Annotated in this window: 20 protein-coding genes; 5 read left to right on the top strand and 15 right to left on the bottom strand. The window is 61.1% G+C overall.

Translation table 11 applies throughout. From position 1 onward, the window contains the following. Positions 1–9: 9 nt before the first annotated feature. The 11 genes from J5M73_RS14735 to J5M73_RS14685 form a co-directional block, all read right to left on the bottom strand. The gene (locus J5M73_RS14735; RefSeq protein WP_047283686.1) at positions 10–1,302 is read right to left on the bottom strand and encodes an adenylosuccinate synthase; all 1,293 of its coding nucleotides are present in this window, start codon (positions 1,300–1,302) and stop codon (positions 10–12) included. Positions 1,303–1,356: 54 nt separating this feature from the next. Beyond that, positions 1,357–2,544, bottom strand: a complete 1,188-nt coding sequence (locus J5M73_RS14730; protein WP_102862913.1) for an ATP phosphoribosyltransferase regulatory subunit — start codon at positions 2,542–2,544, stop codon at positions 1,357–1,359. 292 nt (positions 2,545–2,836) lie between these two features. Next, positions 2,837–3,706: a protease modulator HflC gene (gene hflC / locus J5M73_RS14725; RefSeq protein WP_102862912.1), complete on the bottom strand. Its 870-nt coding sequence runs from the start codon at positions 3,704–3,706 to the stop codon at positions 2,837–2,839. Further along, entirely contained in the window at positions 3,706–4,884 is a 1,179-nt protein-coding gene (hflK, locus tag J5M73_RS14720; protein WP_102862911.1) for an FtsH protease activity modulator HflK, read from the bottom strand. The genes hflC and hflK overlap by 1 nt, the downstream gene beginning before the upstream one ends. A gap of 96 nt (positions 4,885–4,980) precedes the next feature. Beyond that, complete coding sequence (gene hflX, locus J5M73_RS14715; protein WP_102862910.1) at positions 4,981–6,282, bottom strand: ribosome rescue GTPase HflX; 1,302 nt, start codon at positions 6,280–6,282, stop codon at positions 4,981–4,983. A 12-nt stretch (positions 6,283–6,294) separates the two neighbouring features. Continuing rightward, positions 6,295–6,555: an RNA chaperone Hfq gene (gene hfq / locus J5M73_RS14710; RefSeq protein WP_007921378.1), complete on the bottom strand. Its 261-nt coding sequence runs from the start codon at positions 6,553–6,555 to the stop codon at positions 6,295–6,297. A 92-nt stretch (positions 6,556–6,647) separates the two neighbouring features. Further along, complete coding sequence (gene miaA / locus J5M73_RS14705; protein ID WP_102862909.1) at positions 6,648–7,619, bottom strand: tRNA (adenosine(37)-N6)-dimethylallyltransferase MiaA; 972 nt, start codon at positions 7,617–7,619, stop codon at positions 6,648–6,650. Next, positions 7,619–9,529, bottom strand: coding sequence for a DNA mismatch repair endonuclease MutL (gene mutL / locus J5M73_RS14700; RefSeq protein ID WP_102862908.1), 1,911 nt, complete (start codon positions 9,527–9,529; stop codon positions 7,619–7,621). Before mutL ends, miaA begins: the two co-directional genes overlap by 1 nt. Then, positions 9,526–10,953, bottom strand: coding sequence for an N-acetylmuramoyl-L-alanine amidase (locus J5M73_RS14695; RefSeq protein ID WP_205413457.1), 1,428 nt, complete (start codon positions 10,951–10,953; stop codon positions 9,526–9,528). Before J5M73_RS14695 ends, mutL begins: the two co-directional genes overlap by 4 nt. Before the next feature lie 3 nt (positions 10,954–10,956). Next, positions 10,957–11,427, bottom strand: a complete 471-nt coding sequence (gene tsaE, locus J5M73_RS14690; RefSeq protein WP_102862906.1) for a tRNA (adenosine(37)-N6)-threonylcarbamoyltransferase complex ATPase subunit type 1 TsaE — start codon at positions 11,425–11,427, stop codon at positions 10,957–10,959. Continuing rightward, positions 11,415–12,275, bottom strand: coding sequence for an NAD(P)H-hydrate dehydratase (locus J5M73_RS14685; protein WP_102862905.1), 861 nt, complete (start codon positions 12,273–12,275; stop codon positions 11,415–11,417). Before J5M73_RS14685 ends, tsaE begins: the two co-directional genes overlap by 13 nt. A 63-nt stretch (positions 12,276–12,338) precedes the next feature. Here J5M73_RS14685 and queG point away from each other — a divergent pair, with 63 nt between their 5' ends. After that, entirely contained in the window at positions 12,339–13,418 is a 1,080-nt protein-coding gene (gene queG / locus J5M73_RS14680; RefSeq protein WP_115581478.1) for a tRNA epoxyqueuosine(34) reductase QueG, read from the top strand. Here the strand turns inward: queG and J5M73_RS14675 are convergent. Further along, a complete protein-coding gene (locus J5M73_RS14675; protein ID WP_169893104.1) occupies positions 13,400–14,014 on the bottom strand; it encodes a trimeric intracellular cation channel family protein in 615 nt (204 codons plus the stop codon). The two genes, queG and J5M73_RS14675, sit on opposite strands and share 19 nt — an antisense overlap. Positions 14,015–14,130: 116 nt before the next feature. Then, positions 14,131–14,673 carry an oligoribonuclease gene (gene orn, locus J5M73_RS14670; RefSeq protein WP_011058931.1) on the bottom strand — a complete coding sequence of 181 codons (543 nt, stop codon included), beginning with the start codon at positions 14,671–14,673 and terminating at the stop codon, positions 14,131–14,133. 107 nt (positions 14,674–14,780) lie between these two features. Here orn and rsgA point away from each other — a divergent pair, with 107 nt between their 5' ends. After that, positions 14,781–15,812, top strand: coding sequence for a small ribosomal subunit biogenesis GTPase RsgA (gene rsgA / locus J5M73_RS14665; RefSeq protein ID WP_102862903.1), 1,032 nt, complete (start codon positions 14,781–14,783; stop codon positions 15,810–15,812). Between the two features lie 52 nt (positions 15,813–15,864). Here rsgA and motB read toward each other — a convergent pair whose 3' ends face one another. After that, positions 15,865–16,929 (bottom strand): flagellar motor protein MotB, encoded by a 1,065-nt coding sequence (gene motB, locus J5M73_RS14660; RefSeq protein WP_102862902.1) that lies wholly within the window; start codon positions 16,927–16,929, stop codon positions 15,865–15,867. A 3-nt stretch (positions 16,930–16,932) separates the two neighbouring features. Next, positions 16,933–17,784 carry a flagellar motor stator protein MotA gene (motA, locus tag J5M73_RS14655; protein WP_102862901.1) on the bottom strand — a complete coding sequence of 284 codons (852 nt, stop codon included), beginning with the start codon at positions 17,782–17,784 and terminating at the stop codon, positions 16,933–16,935. Between the two features lie 166 nt (positions 17,785–17,950). Between motA and J5M73_RS14650 the strand changes: the two genes are divergently transcribed. Genes J5M73_RS14650 through asd form a run of 3 tightly spaced genes read left to right on the top strand, consistent with a single transcriptional unit; the run spans position 17,951 to position 21,227 of the window. After that, on the top strand, positions 17,951–19,489 hold the full coding sequence (locus tag J5M73_RS14650; RefSeq protein ID WP_102862900.1) for an HDOD domain-containing protein: 1,539 nt from the start codon (positions 17,951–17,953) through the stop codon (positions 19,487–19,489). A gap of 43 nt (positions 19,490–19,532) precedes the next feature. Continuing rightward, positions 19,533–20,348, top strand: coding sequence for a thiosulfate sulfurtransferase (rhdA, locus tag J5M73_RS14645; RefSeq protein ID WP_102862899.1), 816 nt, complete (start codon positions 19,533–19,535; stop codon positions 20,346–20,348). Positions 20,349–20,366: 18 nt separating this feature from the next. Beyond that, a complete protein-coding gene (gene asd / locus J5M73_RS14640) occupies positions 20,367–21,227 on the top strand; it encodes an archaetidylserine decarboxylase (RefSeq protein WP_102862898.1) in 861 nt (286 codons plus the stop codon). The last annotated feature ends 62 nt before the right edge of the window (positions 21,228–21,289 follow it).

Raw genomic sequence — 21,289 nt, 5'->3', positions numbered from 1 at the left:
AACAACTTATCAAGCGAACGGATGACGCAGAACGATGGTTTCGTTGCGGTCCGGGCCCGTCGAAATAATGTCGATCGGCGCGCCGACCAACTCTTCGATGCGCTTGATGTAGGCCTGAGCAGCGGCAGGCAGCTCTTCCAGGGTCTTGGCACCCAGGGTCGATTCGCTCCAGCCCGGCATCTGCTCGTACACCGGCTCCAGGCCGATGTAGCTGTCGGCGTCGGTAGGCGCGTCGATGACTGCACCATCCTGGTTCTTGTAGCCAACACAGATATTGATGGTTTCCAGGCCGTCCAGTACGTCCAGCTTGGTCAGGCACAGGCCCGAGATGCTGTTGACGTCGATGGCGCGACGCAGGATCACGGCATCGAACCAGCCGCAACGACGGGCACGACCGGTAGTCGCACCGAACTCGTGGCCACGCTTGGCCAGGAAAGCGCCGACGTCATCGAACAGCTCAGTCGGGAACGGACCCGAACCCACACGAGTGGTGTAGGCCTTGGTGATGCCCAGGATGTAGTCCAGGTACATCGGGCCCACGCCCGAACCGGTGGCGATGCCGCCAGCGGTGGTGTTGGAGCTGGTGACATACGGATAGGTGCCGTGGTCGATGTCCAGCAGCGAACCCTGGGCACCTTCGAACATAATGTCCTTGCCGGCGCGACGCAGCTGGTGCAGCTCGGCGGTGACGTCGAGCATCATCGGCTTGAGCAGCTCGGCGTACTCCATGCACTCGTCCAGCGTCTTCTGGAAGTCGATGGCAGGCTCTTTGTAGTAATTGACCAGCACGAAGTTGTGGTAGTCCAGCAACTCGCCCAGCTTGGCGGCGAAACGCTCGCGGTGGAACAGATCACCGATGCGCAGCCCGCGACGGGCAACCTTGTCTTCGTAAGCCGGGCCGATGCCGCGACCGGTAGTACCGATCTTCTGCTCGCCACGAGCCTTCTCGCGGGCCTGGTCCAGGGCTACGTGATAGGACAGGATCAGCGGGCAGGAAGGGCTGATGCGCAGACGCTCACGCACCGGCACGCCTTTCTCTTCCAGCTTGACGATTTCACGCATCAAGGCATCCGGTGCTACCACCACGCCGTTACCGATCAGGCACTGCACGCCTTCGCGCAGCACGCCGGACGGAATCAGGTGCAGCACGGTCTTCTCACCGTCGATCACCAGGGTGTGGCCAGCGTTGTGGCCACCTTGGTAGCGCACTACGGCGGCGGCATGTTCGGTCAGCAGATCAACGATCTTGCCTTTGCCCTCATCACCCCACTGGGTGCCCAGGACTACGACATTCTTACCCATAACACTTGTCCTCATTCGCGCAAACTTGGTGCCGGCAGCCGCCGGCAGGAAAACTCAAGAAGCCAGCGGCAATACTTGCCAAAGCCCATTCTGCTGAATCAATTGCCGGTCGCAGTCCGCTTCACGGGCGGCGGCCAAAGGTTGCCCAGGCAACGCCTGAACGACACGCTGACCCTCACTGCGCAACTGGCAGACGGTCTGCCAGAGTGCCGCGTCAGTGCTGTCAGGCATCCAGATACCACCAGACGGCAGCTCGACCTCAGCACGCCCCAGGGTCACCAGGGTTTTCAAATCGGTAGAAAAACCGGTCGCTGGACGGGCACGCCCAAAATCCGCGCCGATGTCATCGTAGCGACCGCCCTGGGCGATGGATTGACCCACGCCCGGTACAAACACCGCGAACACCACACCCGTGTGGTAGTGATAGCCCCGCAGCTCGCCCAGATCGAAATACAACGGTAAGTCAGGGAAACGCACCGACAAGCGCTCGGCGATCGTCAGCAATTCATCCAGGGCCAGCAGCACCGAGGTCGGCGCACCCGCCAGGCGACGGCGAGCATCGCCCAATACTTCGCGGCCACCACACAACTCCACCAGGGAGCGCAGCATGTCGGCCAGATCGGCCGGCAGGCCCTGGGTCAGGCTGATGACTTCATCGATCGCCTTGCGCTGCAGGGCATCGAACAATTGTTGCTCCACGGCACCGGACAGGCCGGCAGCCTGGGCTAGGCCGCGGTAGATGCCCACATGCCCCAGATCCATGTGCACATCCGGCACATCGGCCAACTGCAGCATGGCCAACATCAGACTGATGACCTCAACGTCGCTGCTCGGGCTGGCGTCGCCGTACAACTCGGCGCCCAACTGGATCGGACTGCGCGAGGACGACAAGGCCCGCGGCTGAGCATGCAGCACGCTGCCGGCATAGCACAGGCGGCTCGGCCCTTCGCGACGCAGGGTGTGGGCATCGATGCGCGCCACTTGAGGCGTAATGTCGGCACGGAACCCCATCTGCCGACCCGACTGCGGGTCGATGACCTTGAAGGTACGCAGGTCCAGGTCCTGGCCGGCACCTGTCAGCAGGGATTCCAGGTATTCGATATGGGGAGTCACGACAAACTCGTAACCCCAACTCTGAAACAGATCCAACACCTGACGACGCGCCACTTCAATGCGCGCCGCTTCCGGCGGCAATACTTCTTCGATGCCATCTGGCAGCAGCCAGCGGTCTACCGTTGCCATTACGCCATTCCCCTATGGTCCGGGCGGCAAGCCTGGGGCCAGCCTTAGAGTGAAGCAGAAAACAGTCGCATCCGACGCGAGCTCAGCCGGACAGGCAGCCAGAAATCAGCTGTACAGACTATTTTCCTCGAAAAATCTTGCCGAGCTCTTGAACGAGCCACGGCCAATCAAAGATGCAGACGCAAAAAAGCCGGGAATTTCCCGGCTGCCGCATCATACACCCGTTTTCCCAAAGGATCACCCCGCGAGGCATTTTAGCCGCCCGGCGGGGTGCCCAAGGATCAGGGCCTGATCAAGGCTTGGACTTTTCCAGGTAGTGGAAGAAGTCGCTGCTTGGGTCCAGAACCATGACGTCGGATTTGTTTGCAAAGCTTTCACGGTAGGCACGCAGGCTACGGTAGAACGCATAGAACTCCTGGTCCTGGCCGTAGGCCTTGGCGTAGATCGCCGCCGCCTGAGCATCACCATCACCGCGCGCCTCTTCAGACTCGCGATAGGCTTCAGCCAGCAGCACGCGACGCTGACGATCAGCGTCAGCACGAATACCTTCGGCCAACTCGTTACCCTTGGCACGGTGCTCGCGAGCCTCACGCTCACGCTCGGTGCTCATGCGCTCGAACACGCTGCGGTTCACTTCCTTCGGCAGATCGATGGCCTTGACCCGGACATCGACCACTTCGATACCCAGCTCCTTTTCCGCCATCCTGTTCAGGGAAGCCGTGATATCCGCCATCAGCGCATCACGCTCACCGGAAACCACTTCATGCAGGGTGCGCTTACCAAACTGGTCACGCAGGCCCGATTCCAGGCGACGGGAAAGACGCTCGTCGGCAATTTGCTTGAGACCGGAAGTCGCGGTGTAGAAGCGCTCGGCATCCTTCACTCGCCACTTGGCGTAGGCATCCACCATGACGGCTTTCTTTTCCAGGGTCAGGAAGCGCTGTGTCGGTGCATCCAGGGTCATCAGGCGCGCATCAAACTTACGCACCTGGTTCACGTAGGGCACTTTCACATGCAGGCCAGGCTGGACATCAGCCTGGACCACACGACCGAACTGCAGCAACACCGCGCGCTCGGTCTGAGCGACGATGTAGAAGCTGTTCCAGGCAACCACCGCCACGACAACGCCCACGATCAGGGCGATCAGCGATTTATTGCTCATCAGCGACTCTCCCTAGAACGCGTCTGCTGCTGTTGCTGCATGTGCTCCGCAGCGGCGCGCGCATTCGCTTCATTGCTGGTCGCAGACGCTGATCCCGTTGCCGGAACACCGCCACTACGACCACTGTCGATCATCTTGTCCAGCGGCAGGTAGAGCAGGTTGTTCTGCCCGCCTTTGCTGCCGGTTACCAGAACTTTGCTGGTATTGCTGAAGACTTCCTGCATGGTGTCCAGGTACAGGCGCTGACGAGTCACTTCAGGAGCCTTGCGGTACTCGGCAACCAGCTTGGTAAAGCGATCAGCCTCACCCTTGGCCCGCGATACCACTTCGTCGCGATAACCATTGGCATCTTCGAGGATGCGCTGAGCCTGACCACGAGCCTCCGGCACAACACCGTTGGCGTAGGTTTCAGCCTGGTTGCGCGAACGCTGTTCGTCTTCACGAGCTCGGATCACGTCATCGAAGGCTTCCTGCACTTCACGCGGTGCAGCTGCGCTCTGTACGTTCACCTGAGTCACGGTGATACCGGTGCGGTAGTTGTCGAGGAAGCGTTGCAACCGCTCCTTGATTTCACTGGCCATCAATTCACGACCTTCAGTCAACACTTGATCCATGGCGGTGGAACCCACCACATGGCGCAGGGCGCTGTCGGTTGCATGCTGCAGACTGATTTCCGGCTGATCAACGTTCAACACGAAGTCCTGCAGATTGCTGATCTTGTACTGCACGGTCAGCGGCACTTCGACGATGTTCTCGTCCTCGGTGAGCATCTGCCCCTGCTTGGTGTAGGCACGCTCACGCGTGACGTTTTCCATGTACTTGCGATCGATCGGCGGGAAGTAGATGTTCAGACCCGGGCCGACGGTTTCGTAGTATTTGCCGAAGCGCAGCACCACGGCCTGCTCCTGCTCATCGACTACATAAACCGCGCTGTACAGCCACACGGCCGCCAGCACGACAAGACCAATACCCAGCAAGCCGAAACCACCGCCCTTGCCGGAGCTACCGCCGTCATCACCACGTTTCTTACCACCACCGAACAACCCATTCAGGCTTTCCTGCAGCTTACGGAAGGCCTCGTCGAGATCTGGTGGCCCCTTGCGATCGCCATTATTGCGGCGCTTACCACCCCAAGGGTCCTGATTATTCGAGTTGCCACCCGGCTCATTCCAAGCCATAGCGCTCTCCATCTGATAAAGCAAAGACGCACCCACGGCGCGCCGACCAATGCTACAGAATGCCTGCTACAGCGGCACAACCGCATGCCCAGGCTTTTATTGCAAAGTGTGTTGCTCGATGAATTCCGACGGTTGCAGACCTTCGCGACTGACCAGCCGGTTCAACTCGGCCCGCGGCAGGCGAACGGCCAGCAAACTGACCCCTTCGTCGTCGTGATCTTCTTTCTGCACAGCGTTCAACTGGAAAAACTGTGCTCGCAGTCGAGCAAAACGCTGAGGCAAGCGCAAGGTGCCTACGAACAAATCTTCACCCAGCAGCTCCGCAATGGCCTGCTTGAGCAGATCAAGTCCCTGGCCATCACGGGCCGACAACCAGACACGCTGCGGCTTGCCATCGGGATCGCGCTGAATCTGCGGCTCCACACCCTCGAGCAAATCGAGTTTGTTATAGACCTCCAGGATCGGCAAGTCTTGAGCCCCGATCTCACCCAGTACCACCATCACCTGCTCGATCTGGGCCATGCGCTCGGGCTCGTGAGCATCGATCACATGAAGCAGCAAGTCGGAGTTGCTGGACTCTTCGAGGGTAGCCCGAAACGCCTCCACCAGCTTGTGCGGCAGGTGGCGAATGAAACCGACGGTATCAGCCAGCACAATCGGCCCCAGATCATCCAGCTCCAAGCGGCGCAAGGTCGGATCGAGGGTAGCGAACAGCTGGTCGGCGGCGAAAACATCGGACGCGGTGACAGCATTGAACAACGTGGACTTGCCAGCGTTGGTGTAGCCCACCAGCGAAACTGAAGGAATGTCGGCACGCTTACGGCCTCGACGAGCCTGCTCGCGCTGGCTGCGAACCTTTTCCAGACGCGCCTTGATCTGCCGCAGACGCACTCGCAGCAGGCGCCGGTCGGTTTCCAACTGAGTCTCACCCGGACCACGCAGACCAATACCGCCTTTCTGCCGTTCAAGGTGAGTCCAGCCACGAACCAATCGCGTGCTCATGTGCTCAAGCTGTGCCAGTTCTACCTGGAGCTTGCCCTCATGAGTGCGTGCGCGCTGAGCGAAGATATCGAGAATCAGACCCGTGCGATCAATCACGCGACACTCGAATACACGTTCGAGGTTACGTTCCTGACTGGGCGTGAGGATGTGATTGAAAATCACCAGGTCTACCTGTTCGGCTTTGACCAGATCGCGCAATTCCTCGACCTTGCCGCTGCCAACCAGGTATTTGGCGGTTGGCCGATGACGCGGCACGCTAACAAACGCGACGGTCTCGGCGCCGGCCGATAATGCCAGCTCCTGAAACTCCTGCGGATCTTCGCGCGCCTCAGGGTCCTGACCATCCAAGTGAACGAGAATGGCCCGTTCACCACCACCGTGGCGCTCAAAGAACAAAGGAGACTCCTATCAGGCGTTACCTGGCTCAGCGTCACCCTGTTCGGATTCGGATGCGCTAGGCAGACGAATTGGGCGAACTGGAACCACTGTAGAGATAGCGTGTTTGTAAACCATTTGGCTGACGGTGTTTTTCAGCAGGATAACGAACTGGTCGAAGGACTCGATCGTGCCTTGCAGTTTGATCCCGTTAACCAGATAGATGGAAACCCCAACTTTCTCTTTACGCAATGTATTCAAGTAAGGGTCTTGTAGCGAATGCCCTTTTGACATGTGCCGCACTCCTTTAAGGATCAATAATAAAAATCGGAAAACAGATAGCTCAAACCGTCACACCCCCAAGGATAGACGGCAATTGCAAGGACTCAGCTCAATATGGAGATCGTCCCTAGGTATTTCAAGGCGCGTGGCAGATTGTCGCAATCCAGGCTGTCCAACCATTGCAGGTCAGCCCAACTGCGTAACCAGGTGAACTGCCGTTTCGCCAATTGGCGCGTGGCAATGATGCCCCGCTCCTGCATTTCGGCTGACGTCAGCTTGCCATCCAGATGATCCCAGACTTGGCGGTAACCCACTGCACGTATAGACGGCAACCCGGCATGCAGGTCACTTCTTGAGCGCAGAGCTACGACCTCGTCAATGAATCCCTGTTCCAACATTTGTGTGAATCTTTGTGCAATACGCTGGTGCAGTACCTGACGATTCGCCGGAGCGATGGCCAGATTGGCGACAGTATAGGGCAATTGACCGCGTCCCGATGCGCCTGCCTCAGCACTTTGCGCCAATTGACGCTGACGATGAGCGGTCATTGTCAGACCGCTGACCCGATAGACTTCCAGCGCTCGGGTCAGGCGTTGAGGATCATTGGGATGAATCCTCGCCGCAGACTCGGGGTCCACAGCCGCCAGTTGATCATGCAGCGCCTGCCAACCAAGGCGTTGAGCCTCGTCTTCGAGTTCGGCGCGGACCTGCGGGTCTGCTGGCGGCATATCCGCCAGGCCTTCAAGCAGCGCCTTGTAATACAGCATGGTGCCCCCCACCAGCAGCGGAATTTTGCCCCGAGCGGTGATATCGGCCATGGCCGCGAGGGCATCGGTGCGAAAATCTGCCGCCGAGTAGCTTTCGGCAGGGTCGAGAATATCGATCAGGCGATGGGGAAACTGCGCCAATAACTCCTTGGAGGGCTTGGCGGTGCCAATATCCATGCCGCGATACACCAGCGCCGAATCGACACTGATCAACTCGCAAGGCAGCACCTTGGTCAGCTCGATGGCCAGGTCGGTCTTGCCCGCAGCGGTCGGGCCCATCAGGAAAATCGCTGGAGGAAGCTGAGTCATCAACGGCCGCGCAAAAAGAGTTTGTCCAGATCGTCCAGACCCAATTGGGTCCAGGTCGGTCGACCGTGGTTGCACTGGCCGCTGCGCTCGGTGTTTTCCATATCCCGCAACAGGCCATTCATTTCCGCCAGGGCCAGGCGCCGGTTGGCGCGAATCGCGCCGTGGCAGGCCATGGTGCCGAGCAGCTCATTGAGATGAGCCTGAATTCGGTCACTGGTGCCGTATTCCATCAAATCAGCAAGCACATCATGCACCAGTCGATTGGCTTCAGCCTGCTTCAACAGCGCCGGAATCTGCCGGATCGCCAGAGACTCAGGTCCCAGGCGCTGCAACTCGAAGCCCAGACGCTGGAACCAGGCGACATGCTCTTCCGCGCAATCGGCTTCACGCTGGCTGACGGCAATCGATTCCGGCACCAGCAACGGCTGGCCACTCAAGCCTTCGCTGGCCATGGCCACCTTCAAACGCTCGTACATGATCCGCTCATGAGCAGCGTGCATATCCACCAGCACCAGGCCCAGAGCGTTTTCCGCAAGGATATAGATGCCCTTAAGCTGTGCCAGGGCATAGCCCAAAGGCGGAATATCCTCCTGCCCCTCCGGCAGGGCTGTGGCCGCAGCCCCAGGCAAGGGCGCAAAGAACTCGCGATAGACTCCCTGGGACTCCGCAGCCGGCAGCACTGGCTGGGGCCGTGGTGTGTACTGATACTGATAGCCACTACCAGCACCGGTGCCCGGCGCATTGAAGCTCGGCTGGGACTGCGGCTGCTCCAGGGCCAGGTTCGCGGCCAGACGCATTTCACCCTGGGGTCCGAACTCACCGGCTTCGATACCGCTTGGACGCACAATACCCGCTACCGCCGCCGGCGCCGCCAACTGGTCCTCGGGGCGCACGTCGCCCAAAGCCCTGTGCAAGGTGCCATAAAGGAAGTCATGCACCATGCGCCCATCACGGAAACGCACTTCATGCTTGGTCGGGTGCACATTGACGTCGACCACCGAGGGATCAACCTCGAAAAACAGCACAAAAGTCGGATGCCGGCCGTTGAACAGCACATCGCGATAGGCCTGACGCACCGCGTGGGCCACCAGCTTGTCCCGTACCGCACGACCGTTGACATAGAAATACTGCAAGTCCGCCTGGCTGCGGGAGAAGGTTGGCAAGCCCACCCAGCCCCAAAGATGGAGACCGTTGCGCTCGACCTCAATGGGCAGCGCCTGCTCCAAAAAGCCCGAGCCACAGACCGCCGCCACGCGCCGGGCGCGAGCTGCATCATCCTTGGCTTCATGCAGACTGAGGATGCTCTTGCCGTTGTGGCGCAAATGGAAGGCCACGTCGAAACGCGCCAGAGCCAAACGCTTGATCACCTCCTGCAGGTGATCGAACTCGGTTTTCTCCGCCTTGAGAAACTTGCGTCGGGCTGGAGTATTGAAGAACAAGTCACGCACTTCCACCGAGGTGCCTACCGGGTGGGCCGCCGGCTGCACTCGCGGCGCCATGTCGCGACCTTCGGTTTCGACCTGCCAGGCCTGATCGGCATCACGGGTACGGGAGGTCAGGGTCAAGCGCGCCACGGAACTGATGGAGGCAAGGGCTTCACCGCGAAACCCCAGGCTCATCACCCGCTCGAGGTCTTCCAGGTCGCGGATCTTGCTGGTGGCGTGCCGCGCCAAAGCCAGAGGCAGATCGTCGGAGGAAATGCCACTGCCATCATCACGGACCCGCAGCAGCTTGACTCCAGCCTGCTCGACATCCACATCAATGCGCTTGGCGCCAGAGTCCAGGCTGTTTTCCAGCAGCTCCTTGATCACCGAAGCCGGGCGCTCAACCACCTCACCCGCGGCAATCTGGTTAGCCAGGCGCGGACTGAGCAGCTCGATGCGCGCGCCGCTGATTACCGAGTCACTCATTCCTTGGCCGCCAATTCAGTGCCGGGGATGGTCAGAACCTGCCCCACTTTCAATTCATCGCTTTTCAGATTGTTGGCACTGCGCAGGGCAGGCGCCGATACCTGGTAGCGCACCGCGATCATCGCCAGGGTTTCCCCCGGGTTGACCCGGTGATCGCGAGGCCCCTGGGCAATCTTCCCGGAATCTCGCAGCCAGGCGATATAGGTGCCCGGTGGCGGGTTCTGCTGGAAGAACTGCCGCACGCCGCTGCTGATGGAGCGAGCCAAGGCCTGCTGATGGCTGACAGTAGCCAGCTTCGAGGCTTCGTTGGAGTTGGAGATAAAGCCTGTTTCCACCAGGATCGATGGAATATCCGGGGACTTGAGCACCATGAACCCAGCCTGTTCCACACGCTGCTTGTGCAGCGGTGTGACCCGGCCGATGTTGTTCAGGACTTTCTGCCCGACATTGAGGCTGGAGGTCAGGGATGCGGTCATCGACAGATCCAGCAGCACCCCGGCCAGCATCCGGTCCTTGTCATCCAGGCTGACGTTGCCGGCACCACCGATCAGGTCAGAGCGGTTTTCACTGTCCGCCAGCCAGCGGGCAGTTTCCGATGTGGCGCCGCGCTCGGACAGGGCGAATACCGAGGCGCCAAAGGCTGCGGTCGAAGGCGCGGCATCGGCGTGGATCGAAACGAACAGGTCAGCGCCCTTCTTCCGAGCGATCTCGGTACGACCGCGCAACGGAATGAAGTAGTCGCCAGTACGGGTCAACTCGGCGCGGAACCCCTTGATGCCATTAATCTGGCGCTGCAGTTCACGGGCGATGGCCAGCACCACATCTTTCTCATGCTGGCCACGGGAGCCGGAGGCACCCGGGTCTTCACCGCCGTGACCGGCGTCGATCACCACGATGATGTCGCGCTTGCCCGCCGGGGCCGGCGGCAGCTTGATCGCGGGCTCCGCAGGCGTGACTGGCACGGCGGGAACGGTGGCCACAGCAGGCGGCGGAGCAGCAGGCGGTGCGGCATCAGCAGGGTTGTCGAACAGGTCGACTACCAGGCGATTGCCGTACTGGGCGTTGGGCGCCAGGGTAAAACTCTTGGGGGTGACGGCCTTTTTCAGGTCGATGACCACTCGCAGGTCACTGGGGGTACGCTGCGCCGAGCGCATGGCGGTGATCGGCGTATTGGCCGTGGCGACATTCAGTGGACCGCCGAGGGTTGCGCCATTGATATCGATCACCAGACGATCCGGGGCCGTCAGGGTAAAGACGCTGTGCTGAACCGGACCGGACAGGTCGAAGACCAGTCGCGTGTTATCCGGTGCCCGCCACAGGCGGACGCTGCGAACCTGTGTAGCGGCCACAGCATCGACGGCCAATGCCGTAAGCAACAGTCCTACGACAGCAACCAACGCGCGAATGCGCATACCTAACCCCATCAATTATTTGAATTCCAACGCCAAAGCGGCACACCAGGACTCGCCTCGCGAGCCTTGAGACAATAGATGCACAGAACGCCCATTGTTATGCGGGGTAATGGTAATGGTCAGGTCGGGCTTTGGCAAAAAGCCTGCACCACGCTGGGGCCACTCCAACAGACACAGTGCATCGCCTTCGAAGTAGTCACGAATCCCCAGAAACTCCAGCTCCTCCGGGTCCACAAGACGATACAAGTCGAAGTGAAAAGCCCGCACCGGACCTATCTCGTAGGGCTCCACCAGGGTAAAGGTCGGACTTTTTACCGCCCCGTCATGCCCGAGGCCACGGATGATCCCCCGGGACAGGGTGGTTTTGCCCGCCCCCAGATCGCCCTCAAGAAAAATCACCCCCACGCCTTGAGTGACGCGAGCAATGCGTGCACCAAATTCCACCATGGCCTGCTCGTCGGCCAGATAAAGGGTTAACTCAGACACGGTGACTGCTCCTCCAACAACTGACGAATGGCTGGAATCAGATCACTGGCCGCCAGCCCTCGGCCCAATTTGCCTTGCTGCTCGCCAGCGCGGGCGTGTACCCAGACCGCCAGGCAAGCCGCATCGAACGTCGACAGTCCCTGCGCCAGCAACGCACCGATCAATCCTGCGAGCACGTCCCCCAGCCCCGCCGTGGCCATCGCCGGATGCCCACCATCACAGCGGGCCACTTGCCCCTCGGGGCTGGCGATCAGGCTGCCAGCCCCCTTGAGCACGGCAACCGCCGAGTATTTTGCGCTCAAGGCCCGGGCCGCCGCCGGACGATCACCCTGAACCTCGGCGATGGAGATCCCCAGCAGACGAGCCGCCTCCCCGGGATGGGGGGTGATCACGCTGGCCACCGGCAGTTGTAGACCGCCCAAGGCCAGGAGATTCAAGGCATCGGCATCCCATACCTGAGGCAAAGGCGCGTTGGCCGCTGCCGACAACAGGCTGCGCCCCCAGGCGCCCTGCCCCAGTCCGGGACCAACCACCAGTACCGTGGCCCGCGCCAACAGCCCCATCAGTTGATTGGCCGAATGGGTGCCCTGGGTCATGACTTCCGGCAGCCGCGCAGCGGCCGCCGCGACGTGCTCATTGCGAGTTGCCAGGGACACCAGCCCCGCACCACTGCGCAAGGCACTTTCCGCACTCAATAACGCGGCGCCAGCAAAGCCGCGGTCGCCACCGATCAGCAACAAATGACCGAATTGCCCCTTATGAGCGTCCAGAGGACGAGCTTCCAATCGCGGCAAATGAGCGTCAGTCAGCAGCTGAACGTCGAGTAAAGGGTGTTTTGTCTGCGGCATGCGTCTTCGGGCTCCGATGTCTGGCAGAATTATACGCACCTCAGCTCCGGTTTCTCTCGCCTCATGCCCGCTATTACCCAGGATCTCCCCGCTCTCGCCCAATCGATCAAGGACTGGGGCCGCGAACTGGGCTTTCAACAAGTCGGTATCAGCGGCCTGGACCTGGCCGAGCATGAGCAGCATCTGGAGCGCTGGCTCGCCGCCGGCTACCACGGCGAAATGGAATACATGGGCGCCCATGGCAGCAAACGCTCCCATCCCGATCAGTTGGTGCCCGGCACGCTACGGGTGGTATCGCTGCGCATGGACTACCTGCCCGGCGACACCCAGATGGCCCAGCGCCTGGCCGAACCGTCCAAGGCTTATGTCTCGCGCTACGCCTTGGGCCGCGACTATCACAAGCTCATCCGCAAACGTGTGCAGCAGTTGGCCGAACGCATCCAGCAAGCCATTGGCCCCTTTGGCTACCGCGCGTTCGTCGACAGCGCACCGGTACTTGAAAAAGCCATCGCCGAGCAGGCCGGGCTCGGCTGGATCGGCAAGAACACCCTGGTGCTCAACCGCAAGGCCGGCAGCTACTTCTTCCTCAGCGAGCTGTTCGTCGACCTGCCGCTGCCCGTGGACGAACCCCACGCCACCGAACATTGCGGACGCTGCACCGCCTGCCTGGACATCTGCCCGACCAATGCCTTCGTCGGCCCCTATGTACTGGATGCCCGGCGCTGTATTTCCTACCTGACCATCGAGCTGAAAAACGCCATTCCCGAAGACCTGCGCCCACTGATCGGCAATCGGGTATTCGGCTGCGATGACTGCCAGATCGTCTGCCCCTGGAACCGCTTCGCCCGCCCCTCGGCAGAAGGCGACTTCAAACCCCGGCACAACCTGGACAATGCCGAACTGGCAGAACTGTTCATGTGGGACGAGGACAAGTTCCTCAGCAGCACCGAAGGCTCGCCCCTGCGCCGTGCCGGCTATGAGCGCTGGCTGCGCAACCTGGCGGTGGGCCTGGGCAACGCGCCCTCAAGCATTCCGGTGCTGGAAGCGCTCAAGGCCCGCCAGGACTATCCCTCGGAACTGGTCCGCGAACACGTGGAATGGGCCCTGGCGCAGCACGCCAACCGTCAATGCTCGTCGTTGTAGACGAACTTGGGCATTTCCCAGTGAAAACGGATCGCCAGCAGGCGCAATAGAAAGCCACCGAACAGGGTGACCAGGATCGACTGCTCGCTGGGCAGCTGCAAATAGATGCACAGCATGTAGCACCAGGCCGCGGCGAAGGACACGCTGGCGTACAGCTCACGGCGGAAGATCAGGGGAATGTCGTTGCAGAAAATATCCCGGAGGATGCCGCCAAAGACCCCGGTGATCACCCCGCTGACCGACGCCACCAGCATGCCGTGGCCCATTTCCAGGGCGGTCATGCAGCCGATCAGGGTAAAGGCCACCAGACCCACTGCGTCGAGCACCAGAAACAGCGAACGCAGGTGACGCATCAGGGGCGCGATAAAGATCGTCACCAACGCCGCCACCGAGGTCAGTACCAGGTATTCCGGGTGCTTGACCCAGGTCAGCGGGTAATGCCCCAACAGCACATCACGCACCGAACCACCGCCGAGCGCAGTGACACAGGCGATCAGCACCACGCCAAACCAGTCCATGCCACGCCGTCCGGCAGACAAGGCGCCGGTCATGGCTTCGGCGGTAATGGCGATCAGATAAAGCATCAACAGCATGATGGCGGTCCTTACAGGAAGGCGCGCAGTCTACTCAGTTGAGGCGAGCACCAAAAGAGGGCGGGTACGGGCGCCGCTTGCAGCGTGCGCCCGCTCGCCGGCAAGCCGGCTCCTGCAGGTCAGAATTTGATGAAGTGCTTGCGGTAGTGCTGCAGCTCGGCGATGGACTCGCGGATGTCGTCCAGGGCCAGATGGGTGCTGCCTTTCTTGAAGCTGTCGCGCACGTCAGGAGCCCAGCGGGCGGCTAGTTCCTTGAGGGTCGAAACGTCCAGGTTGCGGTAATGGAAGTAGCTTTCCAGAGCCTTCATGTGGCGATAGAGGAAGCGCCGATCCTGGCAGATGCTGTTGCCACAGATGGGCGACTTGCCCTTGGGTACCCACTGCTCCAGAAAGGCAATGGTCTGGGCTTCGGCTTCGGCCATGCTGATGCGGCTTTCGCGAACCCGCTGGGTCAGGCCAGAACCACCGTGCTGACGAGTGTTCCACTCGTCCATGCCGGCAAGGATCTCGTCGCTCTGGTGGATAGCGATGACCGGCCCTTCAGCCAAGGTGTTCAGATTGCTGTCAGTGACAATGGTCGCCATCTCGATGATGACGTCGGTGTCGGGGTTCAGACCGGTCATTTCCAGATCGATCCAAATCAGGTTCTGTGGGTTTTGCATGGGGGGCTCCTCGGCGTAGTTGCGCAGTTTAGCCTAGAGGGCCTGCCCGGCGTGCTAAACTCGCCGCCGTTTTACCTATCCGCCGTAATTATCAACACGGAACACCAATGGCCAAACGCCAGCTCAATCGTCGCCAAAACTGGCGCATCGAAAAGATTCAGGGTGAGCGCGCTGCCCGCGCCGCCAAACGCGAGTCCTCCGCCGTAGAGGCGCTGGAGGGTGGCGACCTTGGCCCGGAACAGACCGGCCTGGTCATTGCTCACTTCGGCGTGCAGGTCGAGGTCGAAGCCCGGGAAGGTGAGCTGGCCGGCCAGGTGTTCCGCTGCTACCTGCGAGCCAACCTGCCAGCGCTGGTGACCGGCGATCAGGTGGTCTGGCGCGCCGGCAATCAGGGCATCGGGGTGATCGTCGCGCAATTGCCGCGCAGCACCGAGCTGTGCCGACCGGACAGCCGTGGCCAGCTCAAGCCGGTGGCCGCCAACGTCGACATGATCGTGATCGTGTTTGCCCCCATGCCCGAACCCCATGCCAATCTTATCGACCGCTACCTGGTTGCCGCCGAGCACGCCGGGATTCGGCCGCTGCTGCTGCTGAACAAGGCCGACCTGATCGACGAGCAGAACGCCCCGGCACTCAACGCCTTGCTGGCGGTCTATCGCCAACTGGGCTATCCGCTGCTGGAAGTCTCGGCCCACCACGGCGACGGCATGGAGCAACTGCAAGGCTTGCTGGACGGACGCATCAGCGTATTCGTGGGGCAATCGGGGGTGGGCAAGTCATCCTTGGTGAACAGCCTGCTGCCGGAAGTCGAAACCCGAGTCGGCCCGCTGTCGGAGTACTCCGGACAGGGCACCCACACCACCACGACAGCGCGACTGTTCCACTTCCCGGGCGGCGGTGAACTGATCGACTCCCCCGGCATCCGCGAATTCGGCCTGGGGCATGTCAGCCGCACCGATGTCGAAGCTGGCTTCATCGAGTTCAACGACTTGCTGGGTACCTGCCGCTTCCGTGACTGCAAGCATGATCGCGAGCCGGGCTGTGCATTGCTCAAGGCTTTGGAAGACGGGCGCATCCAGCAGCAACGGATGAACAGCTACCGCTCGATCCTCGCCAGCCTGCCAGACAGCGGCTACTGAGCCGAGCACCGTAGAAACAACAAGGCCGCGATCTTCGCGGCCTTGTTGTTTGTCACCTGACGGTTCCCGGCTTGGGAGCCGGCGCCTGGCCGGCCGATCCCTGCTCATCCATCTTCAATACGCCATCCTCGAAGATGTTCATGCGCTGGCGCACTTCATGAGCGGGCAACGGCTCGCTACCCGGCGGCAAGGCATTCGGGTCCGCCGCCGCACCCGGCACTTCACCTGGCGCCCCAGTGCCCTGGTTGGGCGCAGGAGCGTTTGGATCGGTCTGCTCGCCTTCGATAGCGCGCTGGGCCTTCTTGGTCAGCACCACAATATCGATCCGCCGGTTGACCGGGTTGAGCGGATTCTTGCGGTCGAACAACGCAGAGGAGGCAAAGCCCACCACCCGCGCCACTTGCGGATCGGGATAACCGCCAGCCACCAGAGCCCGACGCGCAGCGTTGGCACGGTTGGCGGACAGTTCCCAGTTGCCGAACTCACCACTGCCGGCATAAGGCGTGGCATCGGTATGACCGCTGATGCTGATCTTGTTCGGCACCGCCTTGATGGTGTCGGCCATGGCCAGCAGGATGTCTTCGAAATACGGCTTCAGACGTGCGCTGCCAGAGTCGAACATCGGCCGGTTCTCGGCATCCATGATCTGGATCCGCAAGCCGTCCGGAGTGATTTCGAAGAGGATCTGGTCCTTGAACTTCTGCAGTTGGGGATTCTCTTCAACCTTGTTCTGCAACTCTTGTAGCAGCAGTTCGAGACGCTCGCGCTCCACCTGCTCGGCCATGCCCTCCACCTGATCGGCATCCACCGTGACCTTGTCCGGTTGCGGCTGGGACTTGATCTCGGGGTTTAGGGTGTTATCCGGCGCCAGTTCGGGAGAGCCACCCAGATCAATGATGTAGGGTGTGCCGCTTTCCGAGAAGCCGATCGGGTCCTTGAAGTAACCGGCGATGGCGATCTTCTGTTCCGGGGTTGCGGTGGACAAGAGCCACAGCACCAGGAAGAACGCCATCATCGCCGTGGCGAAGTCGGCGAAGGCGATTTTCCAAGCGCCCCCGTGATGCCCGCCAGCGAAGCGCTTGACGCGCTTGATGATAATCGGCTGATTATTTTCCATGACTTAACGACCGCGAACCGCTTGTTCCAGCTCGGCGAAGCTAGGACGGTGCGCTGGGTACAGAACCTTGCGCCCGAACTCCACCGCCAGCGAAGGCGGCATGCCGGAAGCCGAAGCGACCAGGGACGCCTTGATGGCTTCGTAAACGTTCAGCTCTTCCTTCGCATCGTGCGCCAGGGAAGTGGCCAACGGACCAAAGAAACCATAGGCCGCGAGGATACCGAAGAAGGTCCCGACCAACGCCGCACCTACGTGCAAGCCAATGGACGCCTGGTCGCCATCCCCCAGGGACGCCATGGTTACCACGATCCCCAATACCGCCGCCACGATACCGAAACCGGGCATGCCATCGGCGATCCCGGTAACTGCATGGGAGGGATGCTCAAGGTCTTCCTTGAGACTGAACAGTTCCATGTCGAACAACCCTTCCAGCTCGTGAGGAGCCATGTTGCCGGAGGACATGATGCGCAGGTAGTCACAGACAAATGCGGTCATGCGCTCATCTTTGAGCACCGCAGGATACTTGGCGAAAATCGGACTGGCCGCAGCGTCCTCGATGTCACCCTCGATGGCCATCATGCCTTCGCGACGACTTTTGTTGAGGATCTCGTAGATCAGCCCTAGCACTTCCAGATAGAAGGTGTGAGTGAAGCGCGAACCGAACATACCCAGCGACTTTTTGATGACATGCATCGTCATATAGCCTGGGTTGGCCTGGAGGAATGCGCCAAAGGCAGCACCACCAATGATCAAAACCTCGAAAGGCTGGATCAGTGCCGCGATTTTGCCGTGTGAAAGCACGTATCCGCCGAGCACGCTCGCGAATACGACGATGATGCCGATAATTTTAGCCATAGGTAGGAGAGTACTTACTGAGTCGGGTTCAAGGTCATATTCGGAAGTTCTTAAAACTCTTCTTCTACTTATCGGCAAAACTGCGCCAGACTATAGCCAGTTAAGGCGAAAAGCCAGTTTGGCCCGCTCTGGGCGTGTTCACAGCAGACGATGATTGCGCCCGACCATGTCTAATGAAACCAACGTCCCACATTCCCCGCCCACCTCTCTCGACGCCTGGGTAAAGCTCCTCAATGGCGTGCGCTTGCCCGTGCCGCAAGCCAGCCATGATCGAGTGTGCAAAGCCATCGCCAACAATCGCAGTTCGCTGCGGGACATTGCCGAACTGATGCAAAACAGCCCGGCGCTGGCCCTGAGCGTGATCCGCGAAGCCAACCGGCACTCCCACGGCAGCATGAGCGAACCGGCAGAAAACCTGGAGGTCGCGGTCAACCGCCTGGGACTCAAGCGCACCGAAGAACTGCTCGAACAACTGCCCACCCTGCCAGAGGAACAGATTCCGCAGGCTCTGCGTCAGTTGCAACTGATCAGCCAGCACGCCACCCAGCAAGCCAACGGTTTTTTCGCCGGGCGCCTGGCCCGACTGTGGCAGGACATTCACTGGGGCAGCCTGCTGTTCCTCTCGCCACTGTGGGCCATGGCCCTGGTCTACCCCAAGCTCGTGGAAGAATGGGAACTGCGAGTCATCTATAAGCACGAGTCGGCTCGTCAGGTAGAAATGCAACTGTTCGGCGTTCGGCTGATGGAATTGTGCCAGGCCCTGGTCCATGCCTGGCACCTGCCAATCTGGGTGCGGCAGGGTTATCGCCTGCTGACCCAGGAGCAGCGTCAACTGGCCAAGGTCATGCTGATCGCCCGCGACAGCGAACATCCGCTGCGCCAGCAACAGCGCCTGGATGCCGATCCGGACCTGCAGCGCTGGCTGAACCAGCCAGCCAACTGCGTCCTGCTGGCCAACGGCCTGGCCTTGGCGGCGCAGCACTCCTGGAACAACGCTCATGGCCGACGCTGGCAAAACCTTACCGGCCTGTATCTACAAATGCCGGTCGCCCAGGTCCAGCAACAGCTACACCAGCAGGCCGTAACCAGCGCTCGCAATGACAGCCAACCCGATCTCTGGCACCCGGCCCAGGCCCTGATCTGGCCCTGGGATGTCCGGCGCCTGCACAACGGTGAACAGCCGGTACCGGCTCCGACAGCCGAGGAGTTGGCCAAATGGCGCAAGCTCTGCAGCGAACTTCTACTGGAACCCAGCCCCTTCACCAATGCCGTGCACCTCACCAGCTTTGCCCGAGATGCCCTGGTGGCCTGCGGCATGCGTCGAGTGCTGTTACTGATGGTGGACCGCAGCCAGAGCCACCTGCGGGTACAGCAACTCTATGGTCTGCCCAAGGAAACAGCAGGGCTGACACTGCAGACCAAACAGAGCACGGTCCTGCAACGCCTGCTGGAAAAATCTGCCCAGGTGCGCCTGACGCCGACCAACAATGGGCAGTTCTCCGCCCACCTGCCAATCTCCTTGCGCCAGTTGTTTCGGGGCGAGCACCTGCTGATGCGTTCCCTGTCGTGCAACGGCCGGGTACTGATGCTGGCCGTGGCCGATCAGGGCGGCGTTCCGTTCTCGGAAATCAGCGTCCAGGCGTTCGGCAAGACCGCTCAGTGCATCGAAAAAGCCTTGCATAGCTTTACCAACCGCAGCCAATGACGCTTGCGCTACAATCCTTCCCTTTGTGCCCTGGGGACCTGACATGTCTGACTTCTCTGGCTTGCCGCTGGTCATCGAACCGAGCGACTTGCTCGCCCGCCTCGACGCCCGCGAACTGATCCTGGTCGACCTGACCAGCGCTGCCCGCTATGCAACCGGGCATATTCCCGGGGCGCGCTTCATCGACCCCAAGCGCACCCAGCTCGGCCAGCCCCCCGCTCCCGGACTGCTACCGCCACAGAACGCACTTGAAGCGCTCTTCGGCGAGCTCGGGCACAACCCGGACGCGGTCTACGTGGTCTATGACGACGAAGGCGGAGGCTGGGCCGGCCGCTTCATCTGGCTGCTGGACGTGATCGGCCACAGTCGCTACCACTATCTGGACGGCGGCCTCACGGCCTGGCTGGCACAAAGCCTGCCAGTGACCACCGAAGTCCCGGCCCCGGCAGGCGGCCCAGTGCCCCTGATCCTGCATGACGAACCCACCGCCACCCGCGAATACCTGCAAAGCCGTCTCGGTGCAGCTGACCTGGCCATCTGGGACGCTCGCGGCCCGCTGGAATACTCCGGGGAGAAAGTCCTGGCCGCCAAGGGCGGACACATTCCCGGTGCAGTGAACTTCGAGTGGACCGCCGGCATGGACCAGGCGCGCCATCTGCGCATCCGCCGCGACATGCCGCAGATCCTCGCGGACCTGGGCATCAGCAAAGACAAAGAAGTGATCACCCACTGCCAGACCCACCACCGCTCGGGCTTCACCTATCTGGTGGCCAAGGCGCTGGGCTACCCACGGGTCAAGGGCTACGCCGGCTCCTGGGGCGAATGGGGCAATCATCCCGATACGCCCGTAGAGATTTAAGGTTTTTAAGGACCCCCAATGAAAAAGCGTTTGTTCATCCTCAGCCAGTACCTGCTGCCTCATCACCTGCTGTCACGCCTGGCGGGCTGCATTGCCGAGTGCCGTGTGCGCTGGTTCAAGAATGCATTCACCAGCTGGTTCGCCAAGCAGTACCAAGTGAACATGTCCGAAGCCCAAGTGGAGGATGTGACGGCCTACGAACATTTCAATGCCTTCTTCACCCGCGCCCTGAAAGAGGGCGCACGCCCGCTGGACCCAACCCCAGGCGCAATCCTCAGCCCCGCCGACGGTGCCATCAGCCAACTGGGGCCGATCGAACACGGCCGGGTATTCCAGGCCAAGGGCCACAGCTACAGCGTGCTGGAACTGCTGGGTGGCGATCCGGCCCTGGCCGCGCCTTTCATGGGCGGCGACTTCGCCACCGTCTACCTGTCGCCCAAGGACTATCACCGAGTGCACATGCCCCTGGCCGGCACCCTACGGGAAATGGTCTACGTGCCCGGGCGGATCTTCTCGGTCAACCAGACCACCGCCGAGAATGTCCCGGAATTGTTCGCCCGCAACGAACGCGTGGTGTGCATTTTCGACACCGAGCGCGGCCCGATGGCGCTGGTACTGGTCGGCGCAATGATCGTCGCTTCGATTGAAACCGTCTGGGCCGGTCTGGTAACGCCACCCAAACGCGAGCTCAAGACCGTGCGCTACGACGAAGCAGCCCGCGCGCCCATCCATCTGGAAAAAGGCGCAGAGATGGGGCGCTTCAAACTGGGCTCCACGGCCATCGTGCTGTTTGGCCCGGATCAGGTGCAGTGGGCTGAAGAACTGGCCGCCGGCTCGCCAGTGCGGATGGGCCAGGGTATGGGTCTGCCCAAGGCTTGAGACCTGAATGCCGGACACAAAAAACGCCGCTGATCAGCGGCGTTTTTTATGGGCGGGGATTT

It is taken from the genome of Pseudomonas sp. 50_B (assembly GCF_017491625.1).
Classification (GTDB): Bacteria; Pseudomonadota; Gammaproteobacteria; order Pseudomonadales; family Pseudomonadaceae; genus Aquipseudomonas; species Aquipseudomonas danubii.
Note: the sequence above shows the minus strand (reverse complement) of the source record. Positions and strands in the feature narration are given on the sequence as shown.

Bases quoted from the DNA above. Each gene is read 5' to 3' on its own strand.
- J5M73_RS14685 (WP_102862905.1), bottom strand. From the start codon at position 12,275: ATGCCGCAGACAAAACACCCTTTACTCGACGTTCAGCTGCTGACTGAC.
- J5M73_RS14730 (WP_102862913.1), bottom strand. From the start codon at position 2,544: ATGGCAACGGTAGACCGCTGGCTGCTGCCAGATGGCATCGAAGAAGTA.
- rhdA (WP_102862899.1), top strand. From the start codon at position 19,533: ATGTCTGACTTCTCTGGCTTGCCGCTGGTCATCGAACCGAGCGACTTG.
- motB (WP_102862902.1), bottom strand. From the start codon at position 16,929: ATGGAAAATAATCAGCCGATTATCATCAAGCGCGTCAAGCGCTTCGCT.
- rsgA (WP_102862903.1), top strand. From the start codon at position 14,781: ATGGCCAAACGCCAGCTCAATCGTCGCCAAAACTGGCGCATCGAAAAG.
- asd (WP_102862898.1), top strand. From the start codon at position 20,367: ATGAAAAAGCGTTTGTTCATCCTCAGCCAGTACCTGCTGCCTCATCAC.
- J5M73_RS14650 (WP_102862900.1), top strand. From the start codon at position 17,951: ATGTCTAATGAAACCAACGTCCCACATTCCCCGCCCACCTCTCTCGAC.
- miaA (WP_102862909.1), bottom strand. From the start codon at position 7,619: ATGACTCAGCTTCCTCCAGCGATTTTCCTGATGGGCCCGACCGCTGCG.
- hflC (WP_102862912.1), bottom strand. From the start codon at position 3,706: ATGAGCAATAAATCGCTGATCGCCCTGATCGTGGGCGTTGTCGTGGCG.
- motA (WP_102862901.1), bottom strand. From the start codon at position 17,784: ATGGCTAAAATTATCGGCATCATCGTCGTATTCGCGAGCGTGCTCGGC.
- J5M73_RS14695 (WP_205413457.1), bottom strand. From the start codon at position 10,953: ATGGGGTTAGGTATGCGCATTCGCGCGTTGGTTGCTGTCGTAGGACTG.
- hfq (WP_007921378.1), bottom strand. From the start codon at position 6,555: ATGTCAAAAGGGCATTCGCTACAAGACCCTTACTTGAATACATTGCGT.
- mutL (WP_102862908.1), bottom strand. From the start codon at position 9,529: ATGAGTGACTCGGTAATCAGCGGCGCGCGCATCGAGCTGCTCAGTCCG.
- orn (WP_011058931.1), bottom strand. From the start codon at position 14,673: ATGCAAAACCCACAGAACCTGATTTGGATCGATCTGGAAATGACCGGT.
- hflK (WP_102862911.1), bottom strand. From the start codon at position 4,884: ATGGCTTGGAATGAGCCGGGTGGCAACTCGAATAATCAGGACCCTTGG.
- J5M73_RS14735 (WP_047283686.1), bottom strand. From the start codon at position 1,302: ATGGGTAAGAATGTCGTAGTCCTGGGCACCCAGTGGGGTGATGAGGGC.
- queG (WP_115581478.1), top strand. From the start codon at position 12,339: ATGCCCGCTATTACCCAGGATCTCCCCGCTCTCGCCCAATCGATCAAG.